General features: G+C 63.8%; 17 protein-coding genes. 6 read left to right on the forward strand and 11 right to left on the reverse strand.

Annotated elements, in window-relative coordinates:
* Positions 1–2 precede the first annotated feature (2 nt).
* The 10 genes from AC788_RS13100 to AC788_RS13145 form a co-directional block, all read right to left on the reverse strand.
* Complete coding sequence (locus tag AC788_RS13100) at positions 3–911, reverse strand: allantoinase PuuE (protein ID WP_049861136.1); 909 nt, start codon at positions 909–911, stop codon at positions 3–5.
* A gap of 45 nt (positions 912–956) precedes the next feature.
* The gene (locus tag AC788_RS13105) at positions 957–1814 is read right to left on the reverse strand and encodes a MurR/RpiR family transcriptional regulator (RefSeq protein WP_049861027.1); all 858 of its coding nucleotides are present in this window, start codon (positions 1812–1814) and stop codon (positions 957–959) included.
* A gap of 37 nt (positions 1815–1851) precedes the next feature.
* A complete protein-coding gene (locus AC788_RS13110) occupies positions 1852–3099 on the reverse strand; it encodes a cysteine desulfurase-like protein (RefSeq protein WP_049861028.1) in 1248 nt (415 codons plus the stop codon).
* A 37-nt stretch (positions 3100–3136) separates the two neighbouring features.
* On the reverse strand, positions 3137–3871 hold the full coding sequence (locus AC788_RS13115) for an amino acid ABC transporter ATP-binding protein (protein WP_049861029.1): 735 nt from the start codon (positions 3869–3871) through the stop codon (positions 3137–3139).
* On the reverse strand, positions 3868–4545 hold the full coding sequence (locus AC788_RS13120; protein ID WP_049861030.1) for an amino acid ABC transporter permease: 678 nt from the start codon (positions 4543–4545) through the stop codon (positions 3868–3870). The genes AC788_RS13115 and AC788_RS13120 overlap by 4 nt, the downstream gene beginning before the upstream one ends.
* Positions 4546–4596: 51 nt before the next feature.
* A complete protein-coding gene (locus tag AC788_RS13125; RefSeq protein WP_049861031.1) occupies positions 4597–5373 on the reverse strand; it encodes a transporter substrate-binding domain-containing protein in 777 nt (258 codons plus the stop codon).
* Between the two features lie 382 nt (positions 5374–5755).
* Positions 5756–6511: an SMC-Scp complex subunit ScpB gene (scpB, locus tag AC788_RS13130; protein ID WP_049861032.1), complete on the reverse strand. Its 756-nt coding sequence runs from the start codon at positions 6509–6511 to the stop codon at positions 5756–5758.
* A complete protein-coding gene (locus AC788_RS13135; protein ID WP_161804301.1) occupies positions 6508–7209 on the reverse strand; it encodes a segregation and condensation protein A in 702 nt (233 codons plus the stop codon). The genes scpB and AC788_RS13135 overlap by 4 nt, the downstream gene beginning before the upstream one ends.
* A gap of 131 nt (positions 7210–7340) precedes the next feature.
* Entirely contained in the window at positions 7341–7970 is a 630-nt protein-coding gene (locus tag AC788_RS13140) for an L-threonylcarbamoyladenylate synthase (RefSeq protein ID WP_049861033.1), read from the reverse strand.
* A gap of 13 nt (positions 7971–7983) precedes the next feature.
* Positions 7984–8844 (reverse strand): PHP domain-containing protein, encoded by an 861-nt coding sequence (locus AC788_RS13145; RefSeq protein WP_049861034.1) that lies wholly within the window; start codon positions 8842–8844, stop codon positions 7984–7986.
* 65 nt (positions 8845–8909) lie between these two features.
* Between AC788_RS13145 and AC788_RS13150 the strand changes: the two genes are divergently transcribed.
* The 5 genes from AC788_RS13150 to AC788_RS13170 all read left to right on the forward strand — a co-directional run bounded on the left by AC788_RS13150 (position 8910) and on the right by AC788_RS13170 (position 12521).
* Complete coding sequence (locus AC788_RS13150) at positions 8910–9506, forward strand: septation protein A (RefSeq protein WP_049861035.1); 597 nt, start codon at positions 8910–8912, stop codon at positions 9504–9506.
* Between the two features lies 1 nt (position 9507).
* Positions 9508–9816: a YciI family protein gene (locus AC788_RS13155; protein ID WP_049861036.1), complete on the forward strand. Its 309-nt coding sequence runs from the start codon at positions 9508–9510 to the stop codon at positions 9814–9816.
* Between the two features lie 8 nt (positions 9817–9824).
* Complete coding sequence (locus tag AC788_RS13160) at positions 9825–10502, forward strand: response regulator transcription factor (RefSeq protein ID WP_049861037.1); 678 nt, start codon at positions 9825–9827, stop codon at positions 10500–10502.
* A 180-nt stretch (positions 10503–10682) separates the two neighbouring features.
* Complete coding sequence (locus AC788_RS13165; protein WP_049861038.1) at positions 10683–11120, forward strand: Spy/CpxP family protein refolding chaperone; 438 nt, start codon at positions 10683–10685, stop codon at positions 11118–11120.
* A 66-nt stretch (positions 11121–11186) separates the two neighbouring features.
* On the forward strand, positions 11187–12521 hold the full coding sequence (locus AC788_RS13170) for a sensor histidine kinase (protein WP_049861039.1): 1335 nt from the start codon (positions 11187–11189) through the stop codon (positions 12519–12521).
* A gap of 10 nt (positions 12522–12531) precedes the next feature.
* Here AC788_RS13170 and AC788_RS13175 read toward each other — a convergent pair whose 3' ends face one another.
* Positions 12532–13089 (reverse strand): NAD(P)H nitroreductase, encoded by a 558-nt coding sequence (locus tag AC788_RS13175; RefSeq protein WP_049861040.1) that lies wholly within the window; start codon positions 13087–13089, stop codon positions 12532–12534.
* A gap of 124 nt (positions 13090–13213) precedes the next feature.
* Between AC788_RS13175 and AC788_RS13180 the strand changes: the two genes are divergently transcribed.
* Positions 13214–14668, forward strand: coding sequence for a TrkH family potassium uptake protein (locus tag AC788_RS13180; protein ID WP_049861041.1), 1455 nt, complete (start codon positions 13214–13216; stop codon positions 14666–14668).
* Positions 14669–14689 lie beyond the last annotated feature (21 nt).

Raw genomic sequence — 14689 nt, forward strand, 5'->3', positions numbered from 1 at the left:
ATTCACACCCCAGCGGCATCGCGTTCCAGCCAGGCCTCGGCGATCTGTTCGCGGGTGGCGAACCACACACCTTCATGGCCCTGAGCGTATTCGATGAACTTCTGCAGGGCGCGCACCCGGCCTGGGCGGCCGACCATGCGCGGGTGCAGGCCGACGGACATCATGCGCAAGCCATTCGCGGACTCCTCGTGCAGCACCTCGAAGCTTTCCTTCATGTACTCGAGAAAATCCGAAGCCTGGGAGAGGCCCGGTGAATTCCAGTAACGGAAATCGTTGACGTCATTGGTGTACGGCACCACCAGGTGGCGTTTGCCTTCCACGTCGACGAAGTACGGCACGTCATCGTTGTAGGCGTCCGAGTCGTAGAGAAACCCACCCTCCTCGGCCACCAGGCGACGGGTCCGCACGCTGGCGCCATAGCGGCAGTACCAGCCCACCGGGCGCTTGCCGCAGGTGCGCTGGAAGGATTCGATGGCCAGGCGAATGTGCTCGCGCTCCTGCGCCTCGGTGAGGCGGAACACTTCCTCCCAGCGATAGCCATGGCTGCACACCTCATGGCCCAGCTCGACCGCCGCGCGGGCCACGTCTGGATTCTGTTCGAACGCTACCGCGCAGGCATGGAAGGTGGACGGCACCTTGGCCTTCTGCAAGATCTCCAGAATCCGCCAGATGCCGACCCGCGAGCCGTATTCGTACATCGATTCCATGGCCAGGTTGCGCACGCCATCGGGAAACTGATAGCTGCCCCATTCGGTCATGCTTTCCTGATCGGGATCACCCATGGCCAGGGAGCGCTCGGAGCCCTCCTCGTAGTTGATGACCAGACTGATCGCCAGTCGGGCACCATTGGGCCAGGTACCTTGGGGACGTTGCTGGCCATAACCGACCAGATCTCTGAGGGGGAATGTCACGGTACGGCTCTCCAGCAGGTTGGGCAAAAAGCCGGGCCTGGGGCCTCAGCAGTCGATGTCTTTGAGGGCTTCATGGTCGCGGCCATCACCGAAGGCCAGGCCCATGGCCAGAGTCTGGGCGACGCAGAACGCCGCGGTCAGCGAGCGGAAACCGAGCAGCTCGGCGTCGTCGACTTCGATCATCACCGCAGCGCACTGGCCGATCGGGCTCAGCAGGCTGTCGGTGATGGCCACGATCGGCGTGCCGGCCGCGACCGCCTGATTGCAGGCGTCGATGGTTTCCTGGGCATAGGGCGGAAAGCTGACGGCCACCAGCACGTCGTCGCCATGCAGCGCCCCCACCTGCTCGCGCAGGCTGCCGCCCAGGCCGCTGATGTGCACGGCACGGCGGCCCACCCGGCTCAAGGCATAGCTCAGGTACGCGGCCATGGGAAACGAGCGGCGCATGCCGACCACGAAGGTGGTTCGCGCCTGTTGCAGCAGGGCGATGGACTGTTCCAGCGCCTGCACCTGCTGCCCTTCGGCGAGATGTTCGAGGGAGACGATATTGGCCCGGCTGAAGGCGCCCAGCATCGCGCCCACGTCGGTCGGATCGTCCAGCAGTTGCTCGCCGCGGTAGTGACGGATACGTTCCTTGAAGCTGCCCTGCCCGGCCATTTCCAACGGCGCCTTGCACACGCGCTGCAGGTCGCTGAAGCCACCATAGCCCAAGGCCTGAGCCAAGCGAATGAACGCCGATGCAGGAATCTGCGAACGCGCGGCCAGGGCGGCGACCGTGTTGAGCGCTACGTCATGGGGGTGCTCGATCACGTACTGCGCGGCATCGCGCATGCGCGCGGTGAGTTTGTCCTGGCCGACGGCGATGGCGCTGCGCAGCTCTTCAAGGGTGTGCGGTAATGGCATGGTTCTGTGGCTCGATAGCTCGGTGGCTGGATGACGGTCAGCGGGGACGCAAATCTGCGATGGCGTGGGCCAGGCATTCCACCAGCCGGGTCATTTCGTCGACGGTGTTGTAGTGCGCGATGGAAACACGCACTACCCCGCCCTGAGGCGCCAGGCCCAGTGCTTCGATCAAGTGACGGGCGTAGAAGTCACCAAAACGGATGCCGATTCGCGCGGCATCGACGCGACGCACGATCGCTTCGGACTGCACGCCCTCGACCACAAAACTGATGGTAGGCACCCGGTCACCTGCGGTGACGCGCGGCTTGCCGATGATGCGCACGCCGTCCGACTCGCGCAGATAGCCCAAAAGGATCTCGGCCAGCACGTTCTCCTGCACTTCGAACGCATCGAAGGCTGCCTGCATGATCTGTCGCTCGCTGCCCTCGCCGCCCAGGCGGCGGCCGATGTCCAGCAGGTAGTCGCTGATGCCCATGCAGCCATAGGACAACTCGTAGTTGACGTTGCCCGGCTGCAGTTTGTACGGCAGCACCTCCTGGCCGATGAAGAAATGGTTGAGGCTGGGCAACTCCAGCAACAGCTCGCGCTTGCCCCACAGCACGGCGAAATGGGGACCGAAGACCTTGTAGAAACTGAAGACGTAGTAGTCGGCGCCACTGGCCTGCACGTCCACCAGACGGTGCGGCGCGTACGCCACGGCGTCTACCACCAGCTTCGCACCACAGGCATGCACGCGCTCGGCGACCTGCGCGACCGGGTTGACGCTGCCCAGAATGTTCGACGCGTGGGTCATCGCCACGTAACGGGTGCGCGGTCCCAGCAGGGCTTGGAGGTCCTGCAGTTCCAGCTCCAGACTGGACGGATCCACCGACCACACGCGCAACGTGGCCCCGCGCTCTTCGCACAGACGCTGCCAAGGGCCGATGTTGGCTTCGTGATCGCTGTGGGTGACGATGATCTCGTCGCCCGCCCCGATCGAGGGTGCAATGGCCCGTGCCAGCAATTGCAGCAGCAGCGTGGTCGAGCCGGCCATCACGCACTCTTCGGAGTGGCGAGCATTGATCAACTGGGCCACCGAGGCACGGGCTTCGAGCACCTTCTCACCGGCCTGCACCGACGGCGCGTAGGAGGCGCCCAACTGCACGGCATGGTTGAGCAGGTAGTGGCTGATGCGCTCGGCCACTGGCTTGAGCACTGCCGAGCCGCCGGCATTGTCCAGGTAGCCGTAGCCGTCGGCGAGTGCAGGGAATTGGCGACGAACGTAGTCGATATCGAGGGCAGTCAAAGTGAGTCTCCCGGTTGCTTGTCAGGGGTCAAGCCTGTCAGTGATGCAGGATGGCCTGCAGGAACGCCTGGGTTCGCGGTTCCTGCGGCGCAGTGAAGAATGCCTGCGGAGCGTTCTGTTCGATGATGCGGCCGGTTTCCATGAAGATCACCCGGTCGGCGACCTTGCGCGCGAAGCCCATCTCGTGGGTCACCACGATCATGGTCACACCGGACCGGGCCAGGTTCTGCATCACGTCGAGCACTTCGCCGACCATCTCCGGGTCCAGTGCCGAGGTGGGTTCGTCGAACAGGATCACTCGCGGCTCCATGGCCATGGTCCGGGCAATCGCGACCCTTTGCTGCTGGCCGCCGGACAATTGACTGGGGTACTTGTCGGCGTGGCTGGCCATGCCGACCTTTTCCAGCAACAGCCGCGCGCGGGCCTGGGCATCGCGTCGGTTCATGCCGCGTACCCGCACCGGTGCCAGCGCCACGTTGGCCAGCACCGTGAGGTGGGGATAGAGGTTGAAGTTCTGAAAGACCATGCCCACTTCGCAGCGGATGCCGGCGAGCTTGGCGCCGTTTTCCACGCGTTGCCCGGACACCCGGATGTCGCCACCCTGATAGGGCTCGAGCAAATTGATGCAGCGAATCAGGGTGGACTTGCCCGACCCCGACGGACCGAGGATCACCACCACCTCGCCTTGGGCGACGGTCAGGTTGATATCGGTGAGGGCCTGGAAAGGTCCGTAGAACTTGTCCAGCCGTTCGATTTCGATGACGTTGCTCATGCGCGCTTGCCTCCATTGCCGTTGCGCCGCTCGACCCAGCTGACCAGTTGCACCAGGGGCAGCAGCAACAACAGGTACATGATCGCCGCCCCCACCAGCGGTGTGGGATTGGCCGAGAGCGCCTGGGCCTGGGTGGCCTGCTTGAGCAGGTCGGGCATGGCCACCACCGAAGCCAGGGCGGTGTCCTTCATGACGTTGATGCAGTTGCTGGTCATCGGCGGCAGAACGATGCGCATGGCCTGGGGCAGGATCACGTCGCGCATGGTGTTGAAGAAACTCATGCCTTGGGAAGCCGCCGCTTCGAACTGCCCCTTGGGAATGGCCTCGATGCCGGAGCGGAATATTTCCGCCGAGTAGGCACACGACACCAGCGACAGCGCGGCCGCCGCCGCGGCGAAGGACGACAGCCGAATGCCGACAAAGGGCAAGGCGTAGTAGATCAGCACCAGCAGGACCAGTAGCGGAATCGAGCGCAGCACGTCGATGTAGACCCGTGCCAGCCAGCGCACGGGGGTGTAGCCATACAGCCTGAGCATGGCCAGCAGCAACCCGCCGACCAGGCCCAGCACGATACTCACCACGCCCAGTACAATGGTCACGCCAAGGCCGCGCAGCATCAACGGCAGCGCATCGACGAACACGTCCCAGTTGAAGAAAGTGTGTAGCAACTCCATGAACGGATCCCTTGGTCGTGAGCCGGTAGCGGGCGGGGCGAAAGGCTGAACTTACTTGGGTACGTCGACGACCTTCACGGTGCTGGAATCGTCTGCGGCAGCTGCACCGAACCACTTCTTGTGCAGGTCGGCGATCACGCCGTCTTTTTTCATCTCGCTGATGATCGTGTTCACGCGTTCGCCTTCGGCCCAGCCCTTGGCGTGCATCAGCGAGTATTTTTCGCCAGTGGGGATGCGCGCGACCACGGCATACTGCGGCTTGTCCTTGATGTAATAGAGCACGGCGGGAATGTCGCTGATGTAGCCGTCCATGCGCCCGGACGCCAGGTCGAGCATGGCCGGCGACAACCCTTCGTAGCGCGAGATGTCCTTGAACTTGTACTCGCCCTGATGCTGGGCGGCCCACATGTCGCCGGTCGAACCAGTGTCCACGCCCACGACCTTGCCGCTCATGTCGGCCAGGCCTTTGATGCCGGACTTGGTCAGCACCGAGAGCGACTGGTCGCTGTCGTAGTACGGCTGGGCGAACCCGACCGATTCCAGGCGTTTGGGGGTGATGGTGATCGAAGAAATGGCGATGTCCGCCCGCTTGGACTGCACGGCGCTGAACAGACCGTTGAAGGGAATGTTGACGAACTCCACGGTCTTGCCGGCGCGCTTGGCCACTTCCTTCACCACATCGACTTCGAAACCGACGATGTCGCCCTTGGCGTCCTGGAACTCCCAAGGGACATTGCCAACGTTGGCACCGACGGTCCAATCGGCAGCCAGTGCCGAGGCCGAAAATGCAGTGGCCACAGCCATGCTCAAAAGTACTTTCACGCTCATGTTCAGCTCCCCGATTCACGTCAGTGCCAATGGCGGCCTGGGTACTTGCGCAGGCCTGTCGAGAACGAGACTAGGAGCAAGAATCAAATAATTCAAGGTTTAATTTTATTGAATTAAATGCTTCATTGGAGGGCAATCCATGTCCGCATTGGTGCGTCTGGCAGAGGTAGGAAATGTGTGGGGCGGCGGGTGTCGTTCAGGTATTGCGGGCCTCTGATGCACTCAAGCAGAGCATGGATCGCGACTGCACCGCAGCTCAACCTGACACACCGCGCTGCTTTCTTCGCGACCGATGACCGCTCCTACCGTAAAAGCGCGATCCACCGGAAGACAGCAATCTTCTGTAGGAGCGGTCAGTGGCCGCGAAAAGCGCAGCGCGGTATCAGCGATCGTCGTCAGTCTTGGCAGGATCTTCGAGCAGATCATCGAAGTCGATCTTGAGCCCCTGTTCCATCGAATCGAGTTCCACCAGCAACGAGCGGAAGCTGGTCTCGTCCTTGGGCGGTGCCTCGCCCTCACCCTCGGCACTGGCATCGGCCAACGCCTGCAGATGGGCAGGGACCGGCGCGTCTTCGTCGTGGTCGTCGAGGACCGACTCAGGTTCCATCTCGCGCAGAACCGCCAGCGGCGGCAATTCGTCGAGACTCTTGAGGTTGAAGTGATCGAGGAAGGCCTTGGTGGTGGCGAACATCGCCGGCCGGCCCGGCACGTCGCGGTAACCCACTACACGGATCCACTCACGCTCCACCAGGGTCTTGACGATATTGCTGTTCACCGCCACGCCGCGCACGTCTTCGATCTCGCCGCGGGTGATGGGTTGGCGATAGGCGATCAGGGCCATGGTCTCCAGCAGGGCACGGGAATAGCGCTGCGGCCGTTCTTCCCAGAGCCGGCCGACCCAGGGCGCGTACTTCTCGCGGATCTGCAGACGGTAGCCGGACGCCACCTCGACCAGTTCGAACGCGCGCTTTTCGCAGGATTTGCCCAGCACCTCGAGGGCCTTCTTGAACACCGCCGGCTCCGGCCGTTCGGCCTCCTCGAACAGCTCATGGAGGCGTTCCAGGGACTGGGGTTTTCCGGAGGCCAGCAGAAAGGCTTCAAGCAGCGGCGCCAGATCGCGCGGGTCAGTCAAGTTCATTGTTCGGCTCGGGCACGCACATGGATAGCGGCAAAGGCGTCATTCTGCACCAGTTCGATCAGTTGCTCCTTCACCAGTTCGAGGATGGCCATGAAGGTCACCACCACGCCGAGCTTGCCTTCCTCGACACCGAACAGCTCGACGAAAGGCACGAAGCCGCCACCGCGCAGGCGTTCGAGCACCTGGCTCATGCGCTCGCGCGTCGACAGCGCCTCACGGCTGACCTGATGGCTTTCGAACATGTCGCTGCGCCGCAACACGTCGGCCATGGACATCAGCAGCTCTTCCAGGCTGACCTCGGGCAGCAGCTTGCGTACCTTGGCCTGGGGCGCATCGAGCTTGGGCACGTAGAGATCACGGCCCACCCGCTTGAGGGTGTCGATCCCTTCGGCGGCCGCCTTGAAGCGCTCGTATTCCTGCAGGCGGCGAATCAGCTCGGCACGCGGATCGTGCTCTTCGTCCTCGACCACGGCGCTGCGCGGCAGCAACATGCGCGACTTGATCTCGGCGAGCATGGCGGCCATCACCAGGTACTCGGCGGCCAGCTCCAGGCGTACGCTCTTCATCAACTCGACGTAGCCCATGTACTGACGGGTGATTTCCGCCACGGGAATGTCGAGGATGTCGATGTTCTGCTTGCGGATCAGGTACAGCAGCAGGTCGAGCGGACCTTCGAACGCCTCCAGAAACACTTCCAGCGCATCCGGCGGGATGTACAGGTCCTGCGGCATCTGGGTGAACGCCTGGCCATAGACCAGCGCCAGTTGCAGTTGCTCGGGCGAGCCTTGGGCAAGGCTGGACGACGGCTCTTCGACCGCGCTCAGGTCACTCACGCCATGGCCGCAAACGGAGCCGGGTCGCCGCAACCCACACGTATCACCTGCGGATCGCCGTCAGCCAGGTTGATCACGGTGGACGCTTCGGTCCCGCCGAAACCACCATCGATGATCAGGTCGACGTGTTTTTCCAGCAACTGACGCATCTTGTACGGATCACTGAGCGGCTCGCTGTCACCGGGCATGATCAAACTCACACTCATCAGCGGTTCGCCCAGCTCTTCCAGTAAAGCCAGGGCGATCGGATGACTGGGCACGCGCAGGCCGATGGTACGGCGCTTGGGGTGCAACAGCAGGCGCGGCACTTCGCGGGTGGCACTGAGGATGAAGGTATACGGCCCTGGCGTATGCGCCTTGAGCAGGCGGAACGCCGCGGTATCGACCTTGGCGAACAGCCCCAGCTGCGACAGGTCGCAGCAGATGATCGCAAAGTTGTGTTTGTCGTCCAGCTGGCGCAGGCGGCGCACCCGCTCCACCGCGCTCTTGTCGCCAATCTGGCAACCGATGGCGTAGGAGGAATCAGTGGGGTAGATCACGATACCGCCCTTGCGAATGATCTCGACCGCTTGCTTGATCAACCGCGGCTGCGGATTCTCTGGGTGGATCTGAAAGAATTGACTCACGTTGGCATCCTGTTCAGGCGGAGATTGACGGATCGTGCTTGAACCGCGCGGACAAAGGCGGCAGGTCCACCGGCAAGGGTCGATAGACACCGATTTCGCCCCAGGCGCCCGGACCATGGAAATCACTGCCGGCGCTGACCATCAGGCCGAACTCGCGAGCCAGAATGGCCAGCGTGCCGACCTGCTCGGCCGCCTGCATGCCGTTGACCACCTCGATCGCATGACCTCCGGCCTGAATATAGTCGCAGATCAGCTTGCGCCGCTTGCTGCGGGTGAAATCGTAGTGCAACGGGTGCGCCAGGCTGATCCAGGCCCGGGCTTCGCGCAATGTGCGCACTGTGTCCTCGAGGGTGGGCCAGTGCTGCTTGACGTCACCCAGCTTGCCGGCGCCCAGCCACTTGCGGAACGCCTCCTGGCGGTCCTTGACGTAGCCCTGCTGCACGAGGAAATCGGCGAAGTGCGGGCGGGCCGGCGCATTGCCGCTGTCGCCCAGACCTTGCTGGATGGCGCGTGCACCTTCCAGGGCACCGGGCATGCCCTTGAGCGCCAGGCGCCGGTCGATTTCTTCGGCACGCAGCCAGCGACCGTGGTGCAGGCTGTCGAGCGCGGCGACCAGAGGCGGCGCATCCAGAGCGAAATTGTAACCGAGCACGTGGATGGTCGCGCCGCCCCAGGTGCATGACATCTCGACACCACTGACCCACTGCATGTTCAGTGCTGTCGCGGCCGCACGGGCCTCTGGCTGGCCTTCCAGGGTGTCATGGTCGGTCAAGGCCAGGGTCTGCACGCCGTGATCGAAGGCTCGCTGCACCAGGACGGCAGGCGCAAGGGCGCCGTCGGAAGCGGTGCTGTGGCAGTGCAGGTCAACATTCATAGTGGCGCTTTCGCAGTCATTGATGTTTGTTATTATGCCGCCACATCCTGCTTCTGGCTGCCATTGTGAAACAATTGATCGATTTCATCCCGCTGCTCCTGTTCCTCATCGTCTACAAGACCGACCCGCACATGGTCGACCTGGCCGGTTACAGCTTTGAACTGGGCGGCATCTTCAGCGCCACCAAAGTGCTGATCGCCAGCTCGGTGGTGGTCTACGGTCTGCTGTTCATCAAGCAGCGCAAGCTGGAAAAAGGCCAGTGGTTGACCTTGATCGCCTGCCTGGTGTTCGGCACCCTGACCCTGGCCTTCCATAGCGAAACCTTCCTCAAATGGAAGGCACCGGTGGTCAACTGGCTGTTCGCCCTGGCGTTCGCCGGCAGTCATTTCATCGGCAAGCAACTGCTGATCAAGCGCATGATGGGCCATGCCCTAACCCTGCCCGACCCGATCTGGGCGAAACTCAACGTGGCGTGGGTGGTCTTCTTCCTGTTCTGCGGCGCTGCCAACCTGTTCGTGGCATTTACCTTCGAGCAGTTCTGGGTCGACTTCAAAGTGTTCGGCAGCCTGGCCATGACCTTGCTGTTCCTGGTGGGCCAGGGCATCTACCTGTCCCGTCACCTGCATGATTCCGATCGTACAACACCGAAAACCGAGGATTGACATGCTCTACGCCATCATTGCCACCGACACGCCCAACTCCCTGGAAAAACGCCTGGCCGCACGGCCTGAGCATCTGGAGCGTCTGAAGCAGCTGGAAGCCGCCGGCCGTCTGGTCCTAGCCGGTCCACACCCAGCCATCGACAGCAATGACCCCGGCGAAAGCGGGTTCAGCGGCAGCCTCATCGTTGCCCACTTCGAGTCGCTGGACGAAGCCCAGACCTGGGCTGGCGCCGACCCGTTCGTGGCCGCCGGTGTCTACCAGGACGTGCTGGTCAAACCTTTCAAGCAGACCCTGCCTGCGCCTGAATGAAGGTTTAGATGAGCGACCTGTTACTGATCGACGACGACATCGAGCTGTGCGAGCTGCTGAACAGCTGGTTGAGCCAAGAAGGTTTCCAGGTCAGGGCCTGCCATGATGGCAGCAGCGCACGCAAGGCCCTCGCCGAGCTGGCACCGGCGGCCGTGGTGCTCGACGTGATGCTGCCCGACGGCAGCGGCCTGGAGCTGCTCAAGCAGTTGCGCAGCGAACACCCTGACCTGCCGGTGCTGATGCTCTCGGCACGGGGCGAACCGCTGGATCGCATCCTGGGCCTGGAGCTGGGCGCCGACGATTACCTGGCCAAACCCTGCGATCCGCGGGAGCTGACGGCTCGCCTGCGTGCTGTCCTGCGCCGCAGCCACCCGGTGGCGGTGGCAGGACAGATGGAACTGGGCGACCTGTGCTTCAGCCCGGCTCGCGGCGTGGTCAGTATCGATCAGCACGATATCAACCTGACCGTTTCCGAAAGCCGCCTGCTCGAAGCGCTCATGCGCCAGCCGGGCGAGCCACTGGACAAGCAGGAACTGGCGCAGATCGCCCTGGGCCGCAAGCTCACCCTCTATGATCGAAGCCTGGACATGCACGTCAGCAACCTGCGCAAGAAGATCGGCCCCCACGCCGACGGCCGGCCGCGGATCATGGCCCTGCGCAGCCGTGGCTATTTCTATGCGCAGTAGCTGGTCGGCGCATCGCACCGATCGCGCCGTCCACTTCGGCGCCTGAACGCGCAGGGATTTGTCAGTAACGACCGCGTCATCCCTTTACACAAGCTTTACGCGGCCTTGACCGCGCCTGACCTTGATCTCCCTAAACTGGCCACATCCGGTAACGACCGGGAACCAGACAGGAGATTCACCATGCGCAAGACCACCCTCGCAATGCTGTTCGCCGCTACCCTGCCGACCCTGGCCATGGCCATGCCCCAAGGCGGCCCCGAGGGTTTCGGCCCAGGCCCAGGCAAAGGCGGCCCAGGCCCTCGTGGCGGTGAGCCGTTCGCCCAGCTCGACCTGACCCACGAGCAACGCACCCAGGTCGGCAAGCTGATGGGCGAAGAACGCCATCAACAGCGCGAGATCACCAAGAAGTACCTGGACAAGCTGCCAGCGGCCGATCGCAAGGCCATGGAAGATGAAATCAAGGCCAACCACGACAAGGCTCAGGCCGACGTACGTGCCGTGCTCAAGCCCGAGCAGCAGAAGCAGTTCGACGAGATGAAGAAGAAAGAGGACGAACGCCGCGCCGAATGGGCCGAATTCCAGGCCTGGAAAGCCCAGCAAGGCAAGAAAACCCAGTAATATCGGCGCACGCCCCCAGCCCGGTACGCTCACGCGTACCGGGCTTCGTTCATTGAGGAATTTGCCTTGCGTTCACTGTTCTGGCGCATCTTGGCCAGCTTCTGGCTGGCCATCGCCCTGGTAGCCGGCCTCTCGGTGCTGCTGGGCCACATGTTGAACCAGGACACCTGGATCCTCAGTCGGCATCCGGCGGTCAAGCATTTCGCCCAGGACTGGGTGGAGCGCTATGAAAGCAAGGGTGGCGAAGCTGCCCAGGAACTGCTTGAACAACGCAAGCGGCGCTACCGCATCGACACCCAGGTGCTCAACGAGGCTGGCGAAGCGGTCGTGCCGGGAACCTTCCCCCGTCGCGCGGAAGCCTTCGAGGCGCGCCACAACGACAACGACCGCGACCTGCCATGGCGACGCCTGACAGCGGAATACACCAGCCCCACCACGGGCGACACGTACCTGCTGATCTACCGCATCCCTCACCCCGAGCTCGATTCCTGGCATCGCGACTCCCTGCTCATGCCCATCAGCGCACTGGTGATCGCACTGGTCGTGCTGACGCTGTTCAGTCTGATGGTGACCCTGTCGATCACCCGCCCGCTGAGCCGGCTGCGCGGCGCCGTGCATGAACTGGGGCAGACCACCTATCAGCAGAACAGCCTGGCGCAGCTGGCCAGTCGTCGTGACGAATTCGGTGTGCTGGCGCGCGACTTCAACCGCATGGGCTCACGCCTGCAGAGCCTGATCGGCAGCCAGCGCCAGCTGTTGCGCGACGTGTCCCACGAACTGCGCTCGCCCCTGGCTCGGCTGCGCATCGCCCTGGCCCTGGCGGAACGCGCCGAGCCCGCTCAGCGCGACCTGCTGTGGCCACGCCTGACCCGCGAGTGCGATCGCCTGGAAGCGTTGATCAGCGAGATTCTCGTACTGGCGCGGGTCGACGCGGAACAGGCCACCGCTGAAGACGTGGATTTGCCAGCCCTGCTGCACGCCGTACGCAAGGACGCGCTGGTGGCCGTGCCGGAGCAACCCATCGAACTGGACATTGCCCCGCACCTGGCGTTGCAGGGCTGGCCGACCATGATCGAACGGGCCGTGGACAACCTGCTGCGCAACGCCCTGCGCTTCAACCCCGGGCCGTTGCCGGTCGTGCTGTCGGCGCAACAGGTGGATGGCCGGGTGCGCATCAGCGTCCGCGATCACGGCCCGGGGGTGGCGGAGGAACATCTGGCGCGCCTGAGCGAGCCGTTCTTTCGCGCGCCAGGGCAGACCGCGGCGGGCCATGGCCTGGGTCTGGCCATAGCCCGCCGCGCCGCCGAACGGCATGGCGGCAGTCTGCACCTGGAAAACCATGCCCAGGGCGGCCTGATCGCGACCCTGGACTTGCCACCGGTGCCGGTGGTGGGGGCCTAGCCGAGTACGATCAGGCGCCCCACGCCTGCACGAAGTCGGCGGGAGCCAGGGCCGGCGCTTCGCGCAGTTCGCGCACAGGCGTGCCCAGGTACAGGAAGCCGATGATCTGCTCGCCTTCGCTCAGGCCCAGCTTGTCCGCGACATAAGGCGCGTAGGACAGCTCGCCGGTACGCCAGACGCCACCCAGCCCCTGAGCGTTGGCCGCAAGCAGAATGCCATGAGCGGCGCAGCCGGCCGCCAGCAGTTGCTCGCTCTGTGGCACCTTGCGATGCTCCTGCAGGCGAGCGATCACCACCACGACCAGCGGCGCGCGCAAGGGCATGTTGCGGGCTTTCTCCAATGCTGCCTCGCCGGCCTCGGGGTTAAGCGCGGTGGCCTCGGCCAGCACTTCGCCGAGCCGCTGCAGGCCCTCCCCCTCGACGGTGAGAAAGCGCCACGGCCGCAGCTGGCCGTGGTCGGGCGCGCGCAGCGCGGCCTGGAACAGCACTTCGCGCTGCGCAGCGGTTGGTGCAGGCTCCATGAGCCGGGGAGCGGAAACACGATTGAGCAAAACCTCGAGCGCCTCCATGGGCAACCTCCTGTGGAACGATAAGCCGCTATTCTAGACCCAAGCGGCCTCCGCCTGCCGGGTTTACATGCTGTGGCCCGCAGGTAGAATGGCGGCCCTTTCCTTCATGGCCAGAGCTGACCCCATGGCGTTGCCGACCCTGCGCATCATCGGTTTCATTATCGGCATCTTCCTGATCACCCTGGCCGTGAGCATGGTCGTGCCCATGGGCACGCTGGTGGTGTTCGAACGCACCGAAGACATCCAGTCGTTTCTATGGGCGAGCCTGATCACCTTCGTCGCCGGCCTGATGCTGGTACTGCCGGGACGCCCCGACAACGTCAACCTGCGGCCGCGCGACATGTATCTGTTGACGGTCAGCAGCTGGGTGGTGGTCTGCGTGTTCGCCGCCCTGCCCTTTTTGCTGACCAACCACATCAGCTACACCGACGCCTTCTTCGAAAGCATGTCGGGGATCACCGCCACCGGCTCGACGGTGCTCAGCCACCTGGACGAAATGTCCCCCGGCATCCTCATGTGGCGCTCGATGCTGCACTGGCTCGGCGGCATCGGCTTCATCGGCATGGCCGTGGCGATCCTGCCGCTGTTGCGCATCGGTGGGATGCGCCTGTTCCAGACCGAATCCAGCGATCGCTCGGAAAAGGTCATGCCGCGCTCGCACATGGTCGCCAAGTTCATCGTGCTGGTGTATGTCGGCTTCACCGCGCTGGGCACCCTGGGCTTCTGGCTGGCGGGGATGAGCCCGTTCGATGCGGTCAACCATGCGATGTCGGCGATCTCCACCGGCGGTTTCTCGACCTCCGACCTGTCCCTGGGCAAATGGCAGCAACCGGCCGTGCACTGGGTGGCCATCGTGGTGATGATCCTGGGCAGCCTGCCCTTCGCCCTCTACGTCTCCACCCTGCGCGGCAACCGCCAGGCCCTGCTGCGCGATCAGCAGGTGCAGGGCATGCTGATCCTGTTGGTGGTCACCTGGCTGGTGCTGGGCACCTGGTACTGGGCCACCACCGAGCTGCCGTGGTGGACGGCCTTCCGCCACGTGGCGCTGAACGTCACCTCGGTGGTCACCACCACGGGCTTCGCCCTGGGCGACTACAGCCTGTGGGGCAACTTTTCCCTGATGCTGTTCTTCTACCTGGGCTTCATCGGTGGCTGCTCGGGCTCCACGGCAGGCGGGATCAAGATCTTCCGCTTCCAGGTCGCCTACATCCTGCTCAAGTCCAACCTCAATCAGTTGATCCATCCGCGCGCAGTGATCAAGCAGAAGTACAACGGCCATCGCCTGGACGAAGAGATCGTGCGATCGATCCTGACCTTCTCGTTCTTCTTCGGCTTCACCGTCGGCATCATCGCGCTGGCGCTGTCGCTGCTGGGCCTGGACTGGATGACTGCGCTTACCGGGGCCGCCAGCACGGTCTCCGGCGTCGGTCCCGGCCTGGGCGAGGTGATCGGCCCGGCTGGCAACTTCGCCACCCTCCCCGACGCGGCGAAGTGGATACTGGCCGTGGGCATGCTGCTGGGCCGACTGGAAATCATCACCGTGCTGATCCTGTGCATGCCGGCGTTCTGGCGGCACTGATCGGGGTCAGCCGGGCAGCAT

The sequence above is a fragment of the Pseudomonas sp. RIT-PI-a genome, from assembly GCF_001187875.1.
Classification (GTDB): Bacteria; Pseudomonadota; Gammaproteobacteria; order Pseudomonadales; family Pseudomonadaceae; genus Aquipseudomonas; species Aquipseudomonas coleopterorum.